The sequence below is a fragment of the Trinickia sp. genome, from assembly GCF_051954495.1.
Lineage (GTDB): Bacteria > Pseudomonadota > Gammaproteobacteria > Burkholderiales > Burkholderiaceae > Trinickia.
In genome coordinates this window covers 19,589-36,893 of the sequence record NZ_JBQCHR010000052.1, presented here as the reverse complement: position 1 = coordinate 36,893, position 17,305 = coordinate 19,589, and the positions used below count along the sequence as shown (strand labels likewise).

Genomic DNA, 17,305 nt, shown 5'->3' with positions numbered 1-17,305 from the left:
TCTCGTTCGAACCATACCCATGTCTAATATTGAGTGCCGCGACATCGCGCGCGCCTTCTCTTGGCTGCTACTTCATGCCGCCTCGTGCAAGTGCAGCACGCGATCTTCGAAGCGCTTTGCGAGCTCGTCCGAAGGCAGCGCCTTGCAGACCAGCCAGCCCTGAATGTGATCGCACCCCATTGCCGTCAGCAGCTGGCGCTGCGCTTCCGTTTCGACGCCTTCGGCCACGAGTTCGAGTTCGAGCGTCTGCGCGAGCCCGACCACCGCCGACACGATCGCTTGATCGTTGCGAGAGGTTAGCAGGTTCTCGACGAAACTGCGGTCGATCTTCAATTTTGCGAGGGGAAACCGTTGCAGATATGCCAGCGACGAGTAGCCGGTGCCGAAATCGTCGACGGCGAAGCGGATGCCGATGGCGGTCAATTGCTCCAGCAGGAGCGTGGCGTGGGCCGGGTCTTGCATCAGCAGCGATTCGGTGATCTCGAATACGAGCCGCTCGGCCTTCACGCCCGTGAGGGCGAGGGCGTCGCGCACGTTCTGGATGAAGCGCGGGTCGCGGAACTGCTGCGGCGAGACATTGACGGCGACGTATTGCAGGGCGAGGCCCTGGCTCTCCCACCGCACGAGTTGCATGCAGGCGATCTTGAGCACCCAGTTGCCTAGGTAATTGATGAGGCCGATCGATTCGGCGAGCGGGATGAAGGTGGACGGCGGCACGAAGCCATGTACGGGATGGTGCCAGCGAATCAGCGCTTCGACGCCGACTACGCCGCCCGTCAGGCTGCTCGTGATCGGTTGGAAGTGCAGCGAGAACTCGCCGTTGCGCACGCCGTCGTACAGATCGGCTTCCAGCTTCAGGCGTTCGGCGTCCGCGGGGTCGGCGTGCGCCGTATGGAAGGCGAGCGCGTTGCTGCCCGAAGCCTTCGCCTGCGCGAGCGCTTGATCCGCGCGGCGCAGCAATTGTTCCCGGTAGCTCGCGTCGCCGCCGTCGTGCGCGGGGTCCGGATACAGCGCGATACCCACGCTCGCCGACAAGTGCACGGGCTGGCCGTCGACGGCGTACGGTTGCTGCACCGCGGTCATGAAGCGCCGGCCGAGTGCTTCGGCGGCGACCGCGGCTTGCTCGCGGGTGCCGGCGCGCAGGAGCACCGCGAATTCGTCGCTCGTCACGCGCGCGAGCGTCTCGTCCGGTGTGACGAGTGCTTCCAGGCGCCGAGCGGTGTCGCCGAGCAGCGCGTCGCCCGCATCGTATCCGAGCGCCCGGTTTACGCGCTGGTAGTCGTCGAGATCGAGGAGCAAAAGCGCGACGCCCGTACCGTTGCTGTCAGCGTCGTCCTGGGCGAGCTTGACGGCGGCGCGCAGCGCAAGGCCGTTCGAGAGGCCCGTCATGCGGTCGCTGTGCAACTCGTAGATGAGGCGCTCTTCGTTGGCGCGCCAGGTGGAGACGTCGAACGCGCTGATCGCGAAACCGGGCTTGCCCTGATGCGTGCTCGCAACGACGCGGAGTTCCACGGCGATCGGGTAGGTGAGCGACTTCATCAGATGCAGCGTGGCCCGTTCCACGCAGCCGCTCGCGCGCGCGCGTGCAATCAGTGCGTCGAGCGGGGCCGTTTCGCCGCTCGGTACGAGCTCGTGAAGGCTGACGGTCTGCAGGTACTCGCGGCGGTAGCCGATGAAGCGCAGGCTAGCTTCGGACACATACAGAAAGCGCAGATCGCTGTCGACGTGCGCAAGGAAATCCACGGCGCCAAGGGTTTGTTCGAGCTGCAAGCTCAACGCGTTGCCTTCGTCGCCGGCGTCGTGAGCGACGGTTGCCGCGCGAGGCCTTCCCGCGCGGCCGCGCAACAGATCGAGGGCCGCGCGCCAGGCGCTGCGGCGCGATGCGCCGATTGTTTTTGCTTGCATTCGTTCTCGCTGCCGACTGAGTTCGAGTGGGCGGCCGGCCGGCTTGACGCCGATGCCCCGGACCGTTCGGCGAGCGCGCAAGCATGCCGCGGGGTGTGCTTCTCGCCTGGCCTCCCATCAGGACGCATTATCGGCGCGGCGAACGAATACTTTAGGGTTTGCGCTACGGATTTACGCGAAAATCGACTCGGGATTGGCCCGACATGCGCTGGCCGCGCTTTTTGTGGACAATGGCCGACAGACGTTCTAAAGAAAGCTGGACTATCCATGGCCGAATTCACGATCGCACGGGGGCAGGCTCACACCGCTTGCGCGGCGCGCGCCGAGTGCGAAATCGATTGCCTCTACTTGGGACGCCAGCCGATCCTGACGCGAGCGGGCACCCTCGCGGCCTATGAACTTTTGTTCCGCGGCGGCAACATCAACCGCGCGCTGATCGACGACGATGCGCAGGCGACCGCGCGTGTGGTCGTCAATGCGATGTGCAGCATTGGCGTATCCGCTACGCTGGGATCGCACCAGGGCTATATCAACGTCTGCCGAGAGATGTTGTTCGACGACGCAGTGCTGCTGTTGCCGCCCGAACGATTCGTGCTCGAGATACTCGAGACCGTCCATGTCGACGCATCGGTGATCGAGCGCATCGACCTGCTTCGCCGCGTGGGCTTTTGCGTGGCGCTCGACGACATCGTCGACCTTTCCGACGAGTTGATCTCGCAGTTGCCCCATATCGACATCGTCAAAGTCGATTTTCTGCATGCGGACCGCGCGCGCTTGCCGGCGCTGGCTGAAGCGGTCCGGGCCGCGGGCAAGACGCTCGTCGCCGAAAAAATCGAGACGCGCGACGACTATGCCCTGGCTCGGCAGCTCGGCTTCGACCTGTTTCAAGGCTATTTTTTCGCCCGGCCGCAGGTGCTTTCGGCGCGGCGCGGCGATCCGTCGCGTCAATCGCTGCTGCGCATGCTGGCGCTCATTGCCTCGGATGCGCCTTTGACCGAGCTCGAGTTCGAACTCAAACGCAGTCCCGACGTTGTCACGCAGCTTCTGCGGCTCGTGAATTCCAGCGCGTACGGGTTCGGGCGACGGATTGCCTCCGTGCGCGAGGCGATCCTTGCGGCCGGGACGCGGCAGATCGCGCGCTGGGCGCAGTTGCTGCTCTACGCTTCGAGCGGCGACGCTTCCTGGCGCACGGACCCGCTCGCCCAGCTCGCCGGCGCCCGCTCGCGCTTCATGGAGCTGGCGGCAAGCCGCGTACGGCCCGACGACGAGCGTTTCGGCGACGCCGCGTTCATGACGGGCGTGTTTTCCCTCGTCCATGTATTGCTCGGCGAAGCCGCGCCCGCCGATGCACTGGTTCCGATCGGTCTGGTTGCTGAAATAAGCGATGCGATTGCTCATCGCGTGGGCTTGCTGGGTGCGCTGCTGACGATCGCGGAAGCGGCTGAAGCGGGCAAGCAGGGGCAGGGCGCCTGTACTGCCTGCGGTGCGCATCCGGAGCTGGCGGCGCTGACGCCGGCGGTCGTGGCCGAGATCAACCTGCTGGCCGCGGCCTGGACGCTCACGCACGAACATGCGTGACCCGAGCGCGCCGAAACGCCGCTCGTGACGGACTGGACCGCGGCGCATCCGCGTCAATAACCGGGCGGCGGGGGAGGCGGCGGCGTGTAGTAGGAGCGCCGCGGTTGATTATCGATCGCGCCGGCCGGCATCGGCACGCGCTCGCCTGACGCATACATGCACTGCAAGTAGGCGAAATCGTAGCGCCGCTGAATGTCGTAGGCCGAGCCTTGCGCGGCGCCCATACCGATCGCGCCGCCCGTCAGCAGCCCCGCGCCGGCGCCCACGGCCGCCCCACGTCCGCCGCCGAACGCGGCGCCCGCCGCCGCGCCGACGGCGGTGCCCAGTGCCGCGCTGCCAACCCCGGCCGCGGTCGCACCCTGGCTCGCGCTGACGCCGCCGACCTGCCCGAGGGCGTATTGCCGGCAGTTGTAGTCGTCGGCGCGGAATTGATCGAACGACTTGCCGGTGCCGGGCAGCGCCATGACGCTCGGCCCGGTCGGCATGACGGTGCACGCGCCAAGGCCGAGAAGCGCCGCGAGCGGCAGCCATGTCGCACGTCGTTTCGCATGGTGGCGCACGGAAGGAACGTTCATGGTGTCACCGCCTCGGTGCGGGCGGAGTGGCCGGCACTTCACGCCAGCCGCTCGCGCATTGTTTGACGTAGGGGTAGTAGGTCTTCGTCTTGTCGCAGTACCACCACGTGCCCTGCGGGGGTTGCGCGGCCGACTGGTCGCCGGCCTCTTGCGACTGTTCGATGTAGGTGGTGTCCGGCTGGTCGGGGACGACCATGACCGGCGGCGGATAGGGGGCGTAATAATAGGGCGCGGGCACGACGGGGGCGGGATAGTAATACGGATAAGCGGGCCCGCCCATATACACGCCGACGCGCCAGTGCGCTTGGGCCGCGCCGCTGGCGGCCAGGCATGCCGCGCAGGCCAGTGCGAGGGAAACGTTCAGCCGCCGCACGATGCACTCCTTTCCACGAATAGGCGCGCCGCCCCCACGGCGGCGCTTATCCCAAGGCTAGGCGATCGGTGCGCGGAACGCCATAACGGACGCGGTCACAAATGTTTCAGCGGCTTACCCGGCGCCGCGCGGGTTGGCGCGAGGGGCGGCTCTGCGTTTTTCTCGCCAAACCCGCAGCCGGTCCATATAGAGGTAGACGACCGGCGTGGTATAGAGGGTCAGCACCTGGCTCACGAGCAGGCCGCCGACGATCGAGATGCCGAGCGGCGAGCGCAGTTCGGCCCCGTCGCCGTGCCCGAATGCGAGCGGCAGCGCGCCCAGCAGCGCGGCGCACGTCGTCATCATGATCGGACGAAAGCGCAGCAGACACGCCCGGTGGATCGCGTCGAACGAGGACATGCCCTGACGCGACGCCTCGATCGCGAAGTCGACCATCATGATCGCGTTCTTTTTGACGATGCCGATCAAGAGAATGACGCCGATGAGCGCGATGATGCTGAATTCCGAGCGAAACAAGAGCAGCGCGAGCAAGGCGCCGACGCCGGCCGAGGGCAGCGTCGACAGAATCGTGACCGGGTGGATGTAGCTTTCGTAAAGGATGCCGAGCACGATGTAGACGGCGGCCAGCGCGGCGAGAATGAGCAGCGGCATATCCGAGGTTGACTTCTGGAACGCCTGCGCCGTCCCTGAAAAACTACCGTGTATCGTCGCCGGCATGCCGATCTCGGCCGCCGTTTCGTTGATGGCGCGCGTGGCGTCGGACAGCGATTTTCCGACCGGGAGGTTGAACGAGATCGTCGACGCGACGAACGGGCCTTGATGACTGACCGAGACCGGCGTGCGGCCGGGGCCGAACGTCGCGATGGCCGAGAGGGGCACCATCGTTTCGACCGAAGTCGACACGGCCGAGCCCGCCGATGCGCTCGTTTTACCGCTCGCGGCGATCGAGTTCGTCGCCAAGTTGCGCACGGCGTCGGCCGCGATGGCCGCCGCGCTCGCGTTGGCGCCGCTCGCGCTGGTCTTCGTCGACGGAGACACGAACGTGCCCGCCACGGCGTTCGTCGATTGCGATCCGCTCGCGCTGCCGCCGGATGTGCTCACGTAGATCTGATTGAGCATCTCCGGGCTCTGCCAATAGCGCGGCGCGACTTCCATCACGACGTGGTACTGATTGAGCGCGTTGTAGATCGTCGAGACTTGCCGCTGGCCGAATGCGTCGTAGAGCGTGTTGTCGATCTGCGCGGGTTTGATGTTCAGGCGGGCCGCGCTTTGCCGGTTGATCGTCACGAACGACTCGAGGCCCGCTTGCTGCTGATCGGAGTTGACGTCGGTCAGCTCGGGGCGGCGTTTGAGCGCTTCTGTAAGTATCGGCGCCCACTTGTACACGTCGGCGCTGGAATCGCCGAGCAACGTGTATTGATACTGCGCGTTCGATTGCCGCCCGCCTACGCGAATGTCCTGCACCGCCTGCAGGAAAGTTTGCGCCCCAGCGACATGGCCGAGCGGCCCGCGCAATTGCGCGATGACTTGATCGGCCGACAGCTTGCGCTCGCTCTTGGGCTTGAGCGTGACGAACATGAAGCCCGAGTTCGTCTGCCGTCCGCCCGTGAACCCTATCACGTTCGTCACGTTCGGGTTGCGCTTGACGATCGCCATCATCTCCGAGAACTTGACCTTCATCGCTTGGAACGACGTAGCTTGATCGGCCTGGATGCCGCCGACGAGCCGCCCCGTGTCCTGCTGCGGGAAAAAGCCTTTGGGCACCGCCACGTAAAGATAAACGTTCAATGCGATCGTCGCGAACAAGATCGCGATGACGATACGCGGGTGCGAGAGCGCCCACCCGAGCGAGCGCGCATAGCCGCCATGCAGCCGGTCGAAGGCCCGCTCGAGCTTGCGCGCGAGGCGGCCTTCCTTGCGCGCCTCCTTGGGTTCGAGCAGCAGGCGCGAGCACATCATCGGCGTGACCGTCAGCGAGACGGCGAGCGAGACGGCGATCGCGAGCGAAAGCGTGACCGCGAATTCGCGAAAGAGCCGCCCGACGATGCCGCCCATCAGCAGAATCGGCAGAAACACCGCCACGAGCGAAATGCTGATCGACGTGACGGTGAAGCCGACTTCCCGCGCGCCGAGATAAGCCGCTCGCATACGCGGCACGCCTTCCTCGATATGGCGCGAGATGTTCTCGAGCACGACGATCGCGTCGTCGACGACAAAGCCCGTCGCCACGATCAGCGCCATCAGCGACAAATTGTCGATCGAGTAGTTGAGCAGGTACATCGCCGCGAACGTGCCGACGATCGAGATCGGCACGGCCACGCTCGGAATCAACGTCGCGCGCCAATTGCGCAGAAACAGAAACACGACCGTGACGACGAGCAGAACGGCGACGATCAGCGTGCGCTCGGTATCCCTGAGCGAGGCGCGGATCGTCGTGGAGCGGTCGGCGACCGGCGTGATGTCGATGGCCGCAGGCACCGAAGCCCTCAATTGCGGCAGCATCGCGATGACACGGTCGATCGTCGCGACGATGTTCGCGCCGGGCTGCCGGTACAGAATGACGAGCACCGAGCGCTTGCCGTTCATGAGCCCGAGGTTGCGCAGATCCTCGACCGAATCCTCGACCTGGGCGACGTCGGAAAGCTTGACGGCCGCGCCTTTGCGGTAGGCGATGATCAGATCCTTGTACTGCGATGCGTCCTTCGCCTGGTCGTTCGTATAGATCTGCATGCGCCGCGGGCCGAATTCGATCGCGCCTTTCGGTGCGTTCGCATTGGCCGCGGCAAGCGCCGCGCGTACGTCTTCCAGACCGATGCCGTAATGGAACAGCGCCTGCGGCTCGAGTTCGACGCGCACGGCCGGATTGGCGGAGCCGCTTACGTCCACCTCGCCGACCCCTTGCACTTGCGAAAGCGCTTGCTGCAGCACGGTCGAGGCCGCGTCGTACAGCTGGCCGGGGCGCATCGTGTCGGAGGTCAGCGAAAGGACGAGAATCGGCGCATCGGCCGGGTTGACCTTGTGATAAGTCGGATTACTGCGCAGGCTCGAGGGCAGGTCGGCGCGCGCGGCGTTGATGGCGGCTTGCACGTCGCGCGCCGCCCCGTCGATGTCGCGGTTCAAGCCGAATTGCAGCACGATGCGCGTTTGGCCGACCCCGCTCATCGACGTCATTTCGGTCACGTCGGCGATTTGCCCGAGATGCCGCTCGAGCGGGCTCGCCACGCTCGTGGCCACCGTCTCGGGGCTCGCGCCGGGCAGTTGAGCCTGGACGGAGATCGTCGGAAAGTCGACTTGCGGCAGCGGCGCGACGGGCAAGCGCACGAAGGCGAAGATGCCGGCGAGCGCCACGCCGATCGCGAGCAGCGTCGTCGCGACGGGGCGCGAGATGAAGGGGCGCGAAAGGTTCATCGCGCTAGACCCCCGCGTCGCCCGCGCTCGATGCGCGGCCGTCGTGGCCGTCGTGACCGAACCGGGCTCGCACGCGCCGCGCGAGCGAGTCGAAGCCGAGGTAAATGACCGGCGTCGTAAAGAGCGTCAGCAGTTGGCTCACGGCGAGCCCCCCCGCGATCGCGATGCCGAGGGGATGACGCAGTTCGGAGCCCACGCCGGTGCCGAGCATCAACGGCAGCGCGCCGAGCAGCGCCGCCATCGTCGTCATCAGGATCGGCCGAAAACGCAGCAGACACGCTTGATAGATCGCCTCCCGCGGGCTCTTGCCTTGCTCGCGCTCCGCCTCGAGCGCGAAGTCGATCATCATGATGGCGTTCTTCTTGACGATGCCGATCAAGAGCACGATGCCGATGATGCCGATGATGTCGAGGTCGTGCCCCGAGATCATCAGCGCGAGCAACGCGCCCACACCGGCCGAAGGCAGCGTCGAAAGGATCGTGATCGGGTGGATGAAGCTCTCGTAGAGCACGCCGAGCACGATGTACATCGTCACGATGGCCGCGAGGATCAAGAACAGCTCGTTTTGCAGCGACGCCTGGAAGGCGAGGGCCGCGCCTTGGAATCGCGTCTGGAACGACGCGGGCAGTGCGATGTCCCGCTCGGCCTCGTCGATCGCCTTCACCGCCGCGCCGAGCGAGGCCCCCGGTGCTAGGTTGAACGACACGGTCGTCGCCGGGAACTGGCCCAAGTGCGTGACGAGCAGCGGTGCGGGCCGCTCGATGAATGTCGCGATCGAGGAAAGCGGCACTTGCTGCCCCGAGCCTTGCGACGACGGCAAGTAGATCGCTTTGAGCGCATCGGTGTAATGCTGCAGTTTCGGGTCTCCTTCGAGGATCACGCGATACTGGTTCGACTGCGTGAAGATCGTCGATACGATGCGCTGGCCGAACGCATCGTACAGCGCGTTGTCGATCGTGGCGGGCGTGATGCCGAAACGCGCTGCCGTCGCGCGATCGATCTGCACGTAAACCGACTGGCCGTTTTGCTGCAGATCGGTGGCGATATCGGCCAGCTCCGGCGCGGCCTTGAGTCGATCCACGAGCTTGGGCACCCAGGCCGCGAACTCGTCGGGGTTCGGATCGGTCAGCATGAACTGGTATTGCGTGGGGCTGACCGTCGAGTCGATCGTCAGATCCTGCACGCTCTGCAGATAGAGCGAGATGCCCGCGACATTCGCCGTTTCGCGTTCGATATCGCGAATGATCTCGGTCGCGCTTTTCGAACGCGCGCTATGCGGCTTGAGGTTGATCAGCATGCGCCCGCTGTTGAGCGTGATGTTCGCGCCGTCCACGCCGATGAACGAGGTCAGGCTCTCCACGTTCGGATCCTTGAGGATCGCATTGGCGAGCGTCTCTTGGCGCTCGGCCATCGCGCCGTACGAAATGGACTGCGGCGCCTGCGTGATCGCCTGTATGACGCCCGTATCCTGCACGGGGAAAAAGCCCTTCGGAATGAGGACATAAAGCAAGGCGGTCAGCGCGAGCGTCAGTAACGCGACCACGAGCGTCGCGCGCTCGCGGGCAAGCACCCAGCGCAGCGCGACCGCATAGCGATCGATCACCGCATCGATGGCGGCGTGCGCCTTGGCCTCGAAACGATGGCTTTCGGGCGGGGGCGTATGGCGCAGGAGTTTCGCGCACATCATCGGCACGAGCGTCAGCGAGACCACGGCGGAGATGACGATGGTCACAGCCAGCGTGATCGCGAATTCATGAAAGAGCCGGCCCACCACGTCGCCCATGAACAGCAGCGGAATGAGCACGGCGATCAGCGAGACCGTCAGCGAGATGATCGTGAAACCGATCTGCCTGGAGCCCTTGAGCGCCGCCTCGAGGGCGGTGTCGCCCTCTTCCACGTAGCGCGCGATGTTCTCGATCATGACGATGGCGTCGTCGACGACGAAGCCTGTCGCGATCGTCAGCGCCATCAGCGACAGATTGTCGAGCGAGAATCCGCACAAGTACATCACGGCAAGCGTGCCGATCAGCGAAAGCGGTACCGACAAGCTCGGGATGATCGTGGCGTAAATGTTGGCGAGGAACAAGTACATGACGAGCACGACGAGCACGACCGACATGGCGAGTTCGAACTGCACGTCGCGCACCGATGCGCGGATCGTCGTGGTGCGATCGGTGATGACCGAGACGTCGACCGAAGCCGGCATCGACGCCTGCAGCTGCGGCAGCAGCGCCTTAACGTTATCGACGACCTGAATCACGTTCGCACCGGGCTGGCGCTGGATGTTGAGCAAAATCGCGGGCTCGACCGCGGCGCCCGTGCCGACCCATGCGCCGAGCTTGGTATTTTCCGCGCCGTCGACGATTTTCGCGACGTCGGTGAGCATGACAGGGCGCCCGTTCTTGTACGCGACGATGGCGCTTTGGTAAGCGCTTGCATCGGTGAGCTGATCGTTGGCGTTGATCGTGAAATTGCGCGTCGGCCCGTCGAAGTTGCCCTTCGGCGTATTCACGTTCAAGTTCGACACCGTCGTGCGCAAGTCATCGAGGTTCAAGCCGTACGACGCGAGCGCGAGCGGATTGGCCTGAATGCGCACCGCAGGACGCTGGCCCCCGCTGATGCTGACGAGGCCGACGCCGGCCACCTGCGAAATCTTTTGCGCGAGCCGCGTATCGGCGAGGTCCTCGATCTCGGTGAGCGGTGTGGTTTTCGACGTGATGGCCAGCGTCAGGATCGGCGCATCGGCCGGATTGACCTTGGCGTAGATCGGCGGTGCGGGCAGATCGGCGGGCAGCAGGTTGCCGGCGGCGTTGATCGCGGCCTGAACCTCCTGCTCGGCGATGTCCAGGGGCAAATCAAGGCTGAACTGCAGCGTGATGACCGAGGCGCCCGCCGAGCTTTGCGACGCCATCTGATTGAGCGAGGGCATCTGCCCGAATTGACGCTCGAGCGGCGCGGTCACCGCCGAGGTCATGACCTCGGGGCTGGCGCCCGGGTAGAACGTTTGGACTTGGATCGTCGGATAGTCGACTTCGGGTAGGGCCGAGATCGGCAAGAAACGAAGCGCGACGAGGCCGACGAGCATGATGGCCGCCATCAGCAAGGCCGTGCCGACGGGGCGAAGAATAAAGGCGCGGGACGGATTCATGCGAACGCTGGCTTGCCGTTACTGGGCTTGCGCGCCGCTAGCCGCGCTTCTACGGCGGTGAGCGCCGTGTGCGCCCGATGCCCCCGTCGCATGCGCAGCCGAGCCGGCGTGCGCGGCGGCCGCCTCGGGGCTCGAGGCGGCCGTGATTTTGGAGCCTTCGCGCAGGCGGTCGGAGCCGTCCGTCACGACACGTTCGCCGGCCGCTAGCCCCGATGCGATGCTCGTACGCTCGCCGTCGACAGGCCCGACCTTGACTTGGCGGACAGTCACGGTGCTGTCGGGTTTGACGACATAGACGAATGGGCCGTTCGCCCCGGTGAGCACGGCGGAACTCGGCACGATGACGGCATCGCGCAGCGTATCGATCAAGAGGCGCGCGTTGACGAACTGATTCGGGAACAGCATCTGGCCGGTATTGGGGAACATCGCGCGCAGCTTGACCGTGCCGGTGGCCGTGTCGATCTGGTTGTCGATCGTGTCCAGATAGCCCGTCTCGAGCACGACGGTGTTGTTGCGATCGTAAGCCGTCGTCGACAGCTTGGCGCCCGCGTGCATGCGCGTGAGGATGGCGGGCAAGTTGTCTTCGGAGGTGGTGAAGACGACGCTGATCGGCTGCAACTGCGTGATGACGACGATGCCGTTCGTGTCCGAGGGCGTCACGTAGTTGCCCGGATCGACTTGGCGCAGGCCGACCCGCCCGGAGACGGGGGCAGTAATGCGGGCGTAGACGAGATCGAGCTTGTAGGTGTCGACGTTCGCGCGATCGGACTGCACCTGGCCTTCGTACTGCTTGACGAGCGAGGCTTGCGTGTCCACCTGCTGGCGCGCGATCGAATCCTGCGCGAGCAGCGCTTGATAGCGTTTCAGATCGAGCTGGGCCGTCTGCAGGAGCGCGGTGTCCTTGGCGAGGGCGCCTTGCGCGTTTTCTAGCGAGATTTGATAGGGCCGCGGGTCGATCTGCGCGAGCAGATCGCCGGCCTTCACGACCTGGCCTTCGCGGAAGGCAACGCTTTGCAGCGTCCCCGAGAGCTGGGTCTTGACGGTGACCGTGGCAAGCGGCGTGACCGTGCCGAGCGCGGTCAATACGATCGGCATCTCGCCCGTGGTCGCGGTCGCCACGTGCACAGGCTGAGGCATGTCCCCCATCGCGCCGCGGCGGCCGCCCGCGTGGTGGGCGGTGGCGGCCGGGCCCGAGCCGCTCGGGCTCGTACGGCTCCATGGGCGCCACCAGAGCAAGGCGGCAAGCGCGACGACGATCCCGACGACGATGGCGGCGCGGCGTCCGGTGCGGGCGGGGGTGGGCTGCTGAGCGGGAGAGCCCGTTCGATCGTCCGATGGGGGAGCGGGCGTGCCGCTTTCGTGCGAGGGCGGGCGGTGTTCTTGTTCGGCCATTGATATTTAAGCGGCAATGCCAAGGCGGCGTGGGGTGGGGCGGCGCGCGGCGAGGCGCCGTGGCGGGAGCGTGCACGGCGAGCAGTGCACGGTGTGCCCGGCGCAGCCGCGGCTGTCCGCCGGGGCGCGTCGATGCATGATGCTACGTCGTGCGATCGCGGCCAGTCCAGTATTCGATCTTTCTGTTTCTTACGGACGTTACAGAATTCGGGCTGGCGAGCGCTTAGCCGTCCATGCGCTGGCGCGGCGCGCCGCCGATCTCGCGAACGATGCGCTCGATGCATGCGGTGAGCGCCGGCGCGGCATGCTCGACGAGCCATTCGCGCGGGCACAGATGCGCGGCGCCGCCGCAATTGATCGCGTAGCGCTCGCCCGACGGCCCGACGAAACCCGCCGCGATCGCGTTGAGACCCGAATACCATTCGCCGGCCGCGATCGTATAGCCGAGCGTGCGCGACTCTTCGAGCGAGGCCGCGAGTCTGGCGTGGACGTGCGGCCAGTCGTCTCCCGAGGCCACTTCCAGCGCGGCCATCAACGCGGCGCGCTCGGGCTCGGCCAGCACGGCCAAGTAGGCGCGGCCTACGGCCGTACGGGTGAGATCCATGCGCGAGCCGACCTCGAGGCGCGAGACGAGGATGGCCGAGCGCGGCCGGATGGCATCGATCACGACCATATCGAGCCGATCGCGCGCACCGAGGTGAACGGACAGGGACGTTCGCTCGGCCAGCTCGATCAAAAACGGCCGAGCGCGGGCGCGAATGTCGAAGTTGCGCAGGAAACCGTTGCTGAGCTCCAACACGGACGCCGTGAGCACGAAGCGCTCGCTGTCAGGCAATTGAAAGAGAAAGCCGGCGGCGACGAGCGTGGCGGTGATGCGCGAGACAGTGGGCCGAGGGATGCCCGTGAGTTCGGCTAGTTCGCGGTTGCTGATCGGCGCATCGGCGGACGCGACGCGGCGCAGCAACGTCAAGCCGCGCGAGAGCGCGATGATCTCATCGCCGGAACCTTCCTTCGTCTTGCTTGCCCGAGGACGGGCGAGGGGGCGTGATGATGTCGGCACGATGACGTTTTTTTGGAATTCGATTTCAAGTATGACGGTTAAGGCAGTCTACGCTAAGCGGGCCGGATCCGCAGTTCGGTAATAATTACTCATTCCGCAAGATGAAATCGTTTCCGGTTTTGGGGAGCCTGTCAGGTTTTCGGAAAAAATTATCTTGACTTCGTCAGTGGAAAGGGAAAGAATGGAATCTGATTTCGGAACGGCGCATCGGGAGCGATGCGAGGCTCGGTCTGGCGGATTACCCCGACAGAGATCTCAGTTTCGAAATACCGTCTCTCAGGTTCTAGCACGGCCCTCGGAATGGCTAGAACTTCTTTAAGGCGCCACGGCAACGTGGCGCCTTTTTTTTTCGCTGCGCGCCTTTGTTCCCTTGCTTCACTCCCTTTCCGATGCGCTTCGCGTGAGTCCGCAGCACGGCGCGCGGGCTTCTGCTATCGTCCACCCCCAACGCTTCACGGTCGATGCACCCTCATTCATGCAAACGATCCTTTCCATCTCGAATCTTTCTAAAACTTACGCCTCCGGCTTCCGCGCCCTCAAGCACGTGAATCTCGATATTCGGCGCGGCGAGATCTTCGCGCTGCTGGGCCCGAACGGCGCGGGCAAGACCACGCTGATCGGCACGGTATGCGGCATCGTCAAACCGACGGAAGGCGAGGTGCGCGTCGATGGGCACGACATCGTCAAGGATTACCGCCGCGCGCGGTCGATGATCGGCCTCGTGCCGCAGGAACTGACGACGAACGCCTTCGAAACGGTCTGGGCGACGGTCTCGTTCACGCGCGGCCTGTTCGGCAAATCGCCCGACCCCGCTCACCTGGAAAAGGTGCTGCGCGCCCTTTCGCTATGGGACAAGCGCAACAACGCCATCATGACGCTCTCGGGCGGCATGAAGCGGCGCGTGCTCATCGCCAAAGCGCTGTCGCACGAACCGGCAGTCCTGTTTCTCGACGAGCCGACGGCGGGCGTCGACGTCGAGTTGCGGCGCGACATGTGGCAGCTCATGCGCACGCTCAAGGAAACGGGAGTGACGATCATTCTCACGACGCACTACATCGACGAAGCGGAGGAGATGGCCGATCGGATCGGCATCATCAATCGCGGTGAAATCGTTCTCGTCGAGGAAAAAACCCAATTACTGCGCAAACTCGGCAAAAAGCAGCTGACATTGCATCTGGAAACGCCGCTCGCGCGGATGCCGGAAAACTTGGCCGGCTACCGGCTGGAGCTGTCGGCCGACGGCGGGTCGCTGACCTACACCTACGACGACACGCAGTCCGAGCGCGCCGGCATCGTCACGCTGCTCAAGGATCTCGAAGACGCCGAGGTTCGGTTCAAGGATCTGCAGACCAAGCAAAGCTCGCTCGAGGACATCTTCGTCGACCTAGTCAAGGATAAGGAGCGCTCATGAACTTCCACGCGATGCGCGCAATCTACCGCTTCGAAATGGCGCGCACCTGGCGCACGCTGATGCAAAGCGTCATCTCCCCAGTCATTTCGACGTCGCTTTATTTTGTCGTGTTCGGCGCGGCGATCGGCTCGCGCATCCGCGAGATCGACGGAATCAGCTACGGCGCATTCATCGTGCCGGGGCTCGTCATGCTCTCGCTGCTCACGCAAAGCATCAGCAACGCGTCGTTCGGGATTTATTTTCCCAAGTTCACAGGCACCATTTATGAACTGCTGACGGCGCCCGTGTCGTATTTCGAACTCGTATTGAGCTTTGTCGGCGCGGCCGCGACCAAGTCGATCATGCTCGGGCTGATCATCATGGCGACGGCCGCCTGTTTCGTGCCGCTGCGCATCGAGCATCCGCTCTGGATGGTGCTGTTTCTCGTGCTGACCTCGGTCACGTTCAGCCTGTTCGGATTCGTGATCGGAATTTGGGCGGACGGCTTCGAAAAACTGCAGGTCATTCCACTGCTTATCGTGACGCCGCTCACCTTCCTGGGCGGGAGCTTCTATTCGATCGGCATCCTGCCGCCTTTTTGGCGCACGATCGCGCTGGCCAACCCGGTCGTTTATCTCATCAGCGGCTTCCGATGGAGCTTTTATGGGATCGCCGACGTGCATGTCGGCGTGAGCCTTGCCATGACCGCCGTTTTTCTGGCGATTTTCACGGGCATCGTCGCCTGGATATTCAAAACGGGATACCGGCTCAAGAATTAACGACGCTTTGTCATTCTCATAAAACGTCGACATAATGCGTCAATCGCCGGCGCTCGACCGGCCGGGCCATTCGAACCGTTTCGACCGCGCATGAGACTGACGACCAAAGGGCTGCTGCTGATCGCGATTCCGACCTTGGTCGAAGTCGCGCTGCTTTCAGGGCTCATGAAAGCGCAAAACGACGCCGAGCAGGCCGAGCAATGGTCGCTGCACAGCAAGGACGTCTTGCGGCAAACGAGCGCGATTCTCGAACCCGTGCTGATAGAGTCGGTGCGCATGCGCGGCGCCGTGCTCAAGAGCGAGCGCGTGTCGGCCACCCCCATCACGCTTTGGATCGATCTCGATCGCCGCATCGATCGCCTCGTCGATCTCGTGGCGGACAACCCCGTGCAGGTCGAGCGAGCGGCGCAGATTCGCCAAACCGTGCAGGCCTATCGCCAATGGTCCGACCGCGTGCAGGACCTGATGCGCACGGGGCGGCGCGAGGACGTGCTCGATCGTTTCCGCAATCAAGCCAACGTCGACGTGCTCGATCGCTTCCGTGCGCAGCTTGCCGCGTTCCAAAGCGAAGAGTTGCGCATGGACGCGGTGCGTTCGGTGCAGGCGGCCGACGCGCTCGCGCAACAGCAGCAGCTGACGGCGGCCGTCGTCGTCGGCGCGCTCGTCATGACGGCGCTCGCCGTATTCCTGTTCACGCGGGGGCTGCGCGGCAGGCTGGCGCGACTGTCCGATAACGCCGAGCGCCTGGCCGAAAGCGCACCGCTCGGCCCGCCGTCCGCGGGCAACGACGAAATCGCCGAACTCGACGAGATCCTGCACGACACGAGCCGCCGCCTGCTCGAATCGGAGCGGTTGGCCGCCCGTTTTCAGAGCGATCTCGCGCGTCGCGCGGACGAACTCGCGCGGACCAACGAAACGCTGCATCAGCAGACGCAGGAAAACGAGATGTTCATCTACAGCGTGTCGCACGATTTGCGCGCGCCGCTTGTCAACTTGCAAGGCTTTTCGAAGGAACTCACGCACTCGTGCGACGATCTGCGCGCCGCGGTGCGCACGTCCTCGCTCGCGCCGGCCGAGAGAGAGCGCATCGAACGCCTCATCGACGAGGATATCGGCGAGGCGCTGCGCTACTTGCAAAGCGCGGTGCTGCGCGCCGCGCACATCATCGATTCGCTGCTGCGCCTCTCGCGCGTGGGGCGGGTCGAATATCGGCGCCAGGAAGTGGATGTGGCCTCGGTGGTGCGCCACGTACTCGATGCGATGCAGGCGTCCATTCGTGCCTGCCACGCACAAATCGTCGTCGAGGAACTCCCGCCGGTCTGGGGCGATCCCACCGCGCTGGAACAGATTTTCGCCAATCTGATCGGCAATGCAATCAACTATCTCGATCCCGACCGGCCCGGGCGCATCGAGATCGCGGCACTGCCCGCGCCGCCCGGCGTGCGCTCGCTGCGCATCTTCTACGTGAAGGACAATGGCCTAGGGATCCCGGCCGGCGCGATGCCTCGACTGTTCAACGCCTTCCAGCGGCTGCACGGTAACATCGCCGCCGGCGAGGGCATCGGGCTCGCGCTCGTGCGCCGCATGGTCGAGCGTCACGGCGGCCGTGTTTGGGCGGAATCGACGGAAGGCGAAGGCACGACGTTCTATCTATCGCTACCGGAGGCGGCCAAGCAGGTCGTCGCCGCATAAGGAAA

Annotated in this window: 11 protein-coding genes; 4 read left to right on the top strand and 7 right to left on the bottom strand. The window is 64.8% G+C overall.

What is annotated here, in order from left to right; all coding sequences use genetic code 11:
- Positions 1–72 precede the first annotated feature (72 nt).
- A complete protein-coding gene (locus ACTHNR_RS08300) occupies positions 73–1,905 on the bottom strand; it encodes a putative bifunctional diguanylate cyclase/phosphodiesterase (RefSeq protein WP_440547098.1) in 1,833 nt (610 codons plus the stop codon).
- A gap of 267 nt (positions 1,906–2,172) precedes the next feature.
- Here ACTHNR_RS08300 and ACTHNR_RS08295 point away from each other — a divergent pair, with 267 nt between their 5' ends.
- A complete protein-coding gene (locus tag ACTHNR_RS08295) occupies positions 2,173–3,483 on the top strand; it encodes an EAL and HDOD domain-containing protein (protein ID WP_440547097.1) in 1,311 nt (436 codons plus the stop codon).
- A gap of 53 nt (positions 3,484–3,536) precedes the next feature.
- Here the strand turns inward: ACTHNR_RS08295 and ACTHNR_RS08290 are convergent, their stop codons facing one another.
- The 6 genes from ACTHNR_RS08290 to ACTHNR_RS08265 form a co-directional block, all read right to left on the bottom strand.
- Positions 3,537–4,058, bottom strand: coding sequence for a hypothetical protein (locus tag ACTHNR_RS08290; RefSeq protein ID WP_440547096.1), 522 nt, complete (start codon positions 4,056–4,058; stop codon positions 3,537–3,539).
- A gap of 4 nt (positions 4,059–4,062) precedes the next feature.
- Complete coding sequence (locus ACTHNR_RS08285) at positions 4,063–4,431, bottom strand: hypothetical protein (RefSeq protein ID WP_440547095.1); 369 nt, start codon at positions 4,429–4,431, stop codon at positions 4,063–4,065.
- 114 nt (positions 4,432–4,545) lie between these two features.
- Positions 4,546–7,839, bottom strand: coding sequence for an efflux RND transporter permease subunit (locus ACTHNR_RS08280; protein ID WP_440547094.1), 3,294 nt, complete (start codon positions 7,837–7,839; stop codon positions 4,546–4,548).
- Positions 7,840–7,843: 4 nt separating this feature from the next.
- A complete protein-coding gene (locus tag ACTHNR_RS08275) occupies positions 7,844–10,987 on the bottom strand; it encodes an MdtB/MuxB family multidrug efflux RND transporter permease subunit (RefSeq protein WP_440547093.1) in 3,144 nt (1,047 codons plus the stop codon).
- Positions 10,988–11,005: 18 nt separating this feature from the next.
- Positions 11,006–12,379, bottom strand: a complete 1,374-nt coding sequence (locus tag ACTHNR_RS08270; RefSeq protein WP_440547092.1) for an MdtA/MuxA family multidrug efflux RND transporter periplasmic adaptor subunit — start codon at positions 12,377–12,379, stop codon at positions 11,006–11,008.
- A gap of 223 nt (positions 12,380–12,602) precedes the next feature.
- Positions 12,603–13,439, bottom strand: a complete 837-nt coding sequence (locus ACTHNR_RS08265; RefSeq protein ID WP_440547091.1) for an IclR family transcriptional regulator — start codon at positions 13,437–13,439, stop codon at positions 12,603–12,605.
- 475 nt (positions 13,440–13,914) lie between these two features.
- Between ACTHNR_RS08265 and ACTHNR_RS08260 the strand changes: the two genes are divergently transcribed.
- The 3 genes from ACTHNR_RS08260 (at position 13,915) to ACTHNR_RS08250 (ending at position 17,300) form a co-directional block, all read left to right on the top strand.
- A complete protein-coding gene (locus ACTHNR_RS08260) occupies positions 13,915–14,850 on the top strand; it encodes an ABC transporter ATP-binding protein (RefSeq protein WP_440547090.1) in 936 nt (311 codons plus the stop codon).
- Positions 14,847–15,608 (top strand): ABC transporter permease, encoded by a 762-nt coding sequence (locus ACTHNR_RS08255; RefSeq protein ID WP_440547089.1) that lies wholly within the window; start codon positions 14,847–14,849, stop codon positions 15,606–15,608. The genes ACTHNR_RS08260 and ACTHNR_RS08255 overlap by 4 nt, the downstream gene beginning before the upstream one ends.
- A gap of 90 nt (positions 15,609–15,698) precedes the next feature.
- Positions 15,699–17,300, top strand: a complete 1,602-nt coding sequence (locus tag ACTHNR_RS08250; RefSeq protein ID WP_440547088.1) for a sensor histidine kinase — start codon at positions 15,699–15,701, stop codon at positions 17,298–17,300.
- The last annotated feature ends 5 nt before the right edge of the window (positions 17,301–17,305 follow it).

Bases quoted from the DNA above. Each gene is read 5' to 3' on its own strand.
- ACTHNR_RS08300 (WP_440547098.1), bottom strand. From the start codon at position 1,905: ATGCAAGCAAAAACAATCGGCGCATCGCGCCGCAGCGCCTGGCGCGCG.
- ACTHNR_RS08295 (WP_440547097.1), top strand. From the start codon at position 2,173: ATGGCCGAATTCACGATCGCACGGGGGCAGGCTCACACCGCTTGCGCG.
- ACTHNR_RS08290 (WP_440547096.1), bottom strand. From the start codon at position 4,058: ATGAACGTTCCTTCCGTGCGCCACCATGCGAAACGACGTGCGACATGG.
- ACTHNR_RS08280 (WP_440547094.1), bottom strand. From the start codon at position 7,839: ATGAACCTTTCGCGCCCCTTCATCTCGCGCCCCGTCGCGACGACGCTG.
- ACTHNR_RS08275 (WP_440547093.1), bottom strand. From the start codon at position 10,987: ATGAATCCGTCCCGCGCCTTTATTCTTCGCCCCGTCGGCACGGCCTTG.
- ACTHNR_RS08270 (WP_440547092.1), bottom strand. From the start codon at position 12,379: ATGGCCGAACAAGAACACCGCCCGCCCTCGCACGAAAGCGGCACGCCC.
- ACTHNR_RS08260 (WP_440547090.1), top strand. From the start codon at position 13,915: ATGCAAACGATCCTTTCCATCTCGAATCTTTCTAAAACTTACGCCTCC.
- ACTHNR_RS08255 (WP_440547089.1), top strand. From the start codon at position 14,847: ATGAACTTCCACGCGATGCGCGCAATCTACCGCTTCGAAATGGCGCGC.
- ACTHNR_RS08250 (WP_440547088.1), top strand. From the start codon at position 15,699: ATGAGACTGACGACCAAAGGGCTGCTGCTGATCGCGATTCCGACCTTG.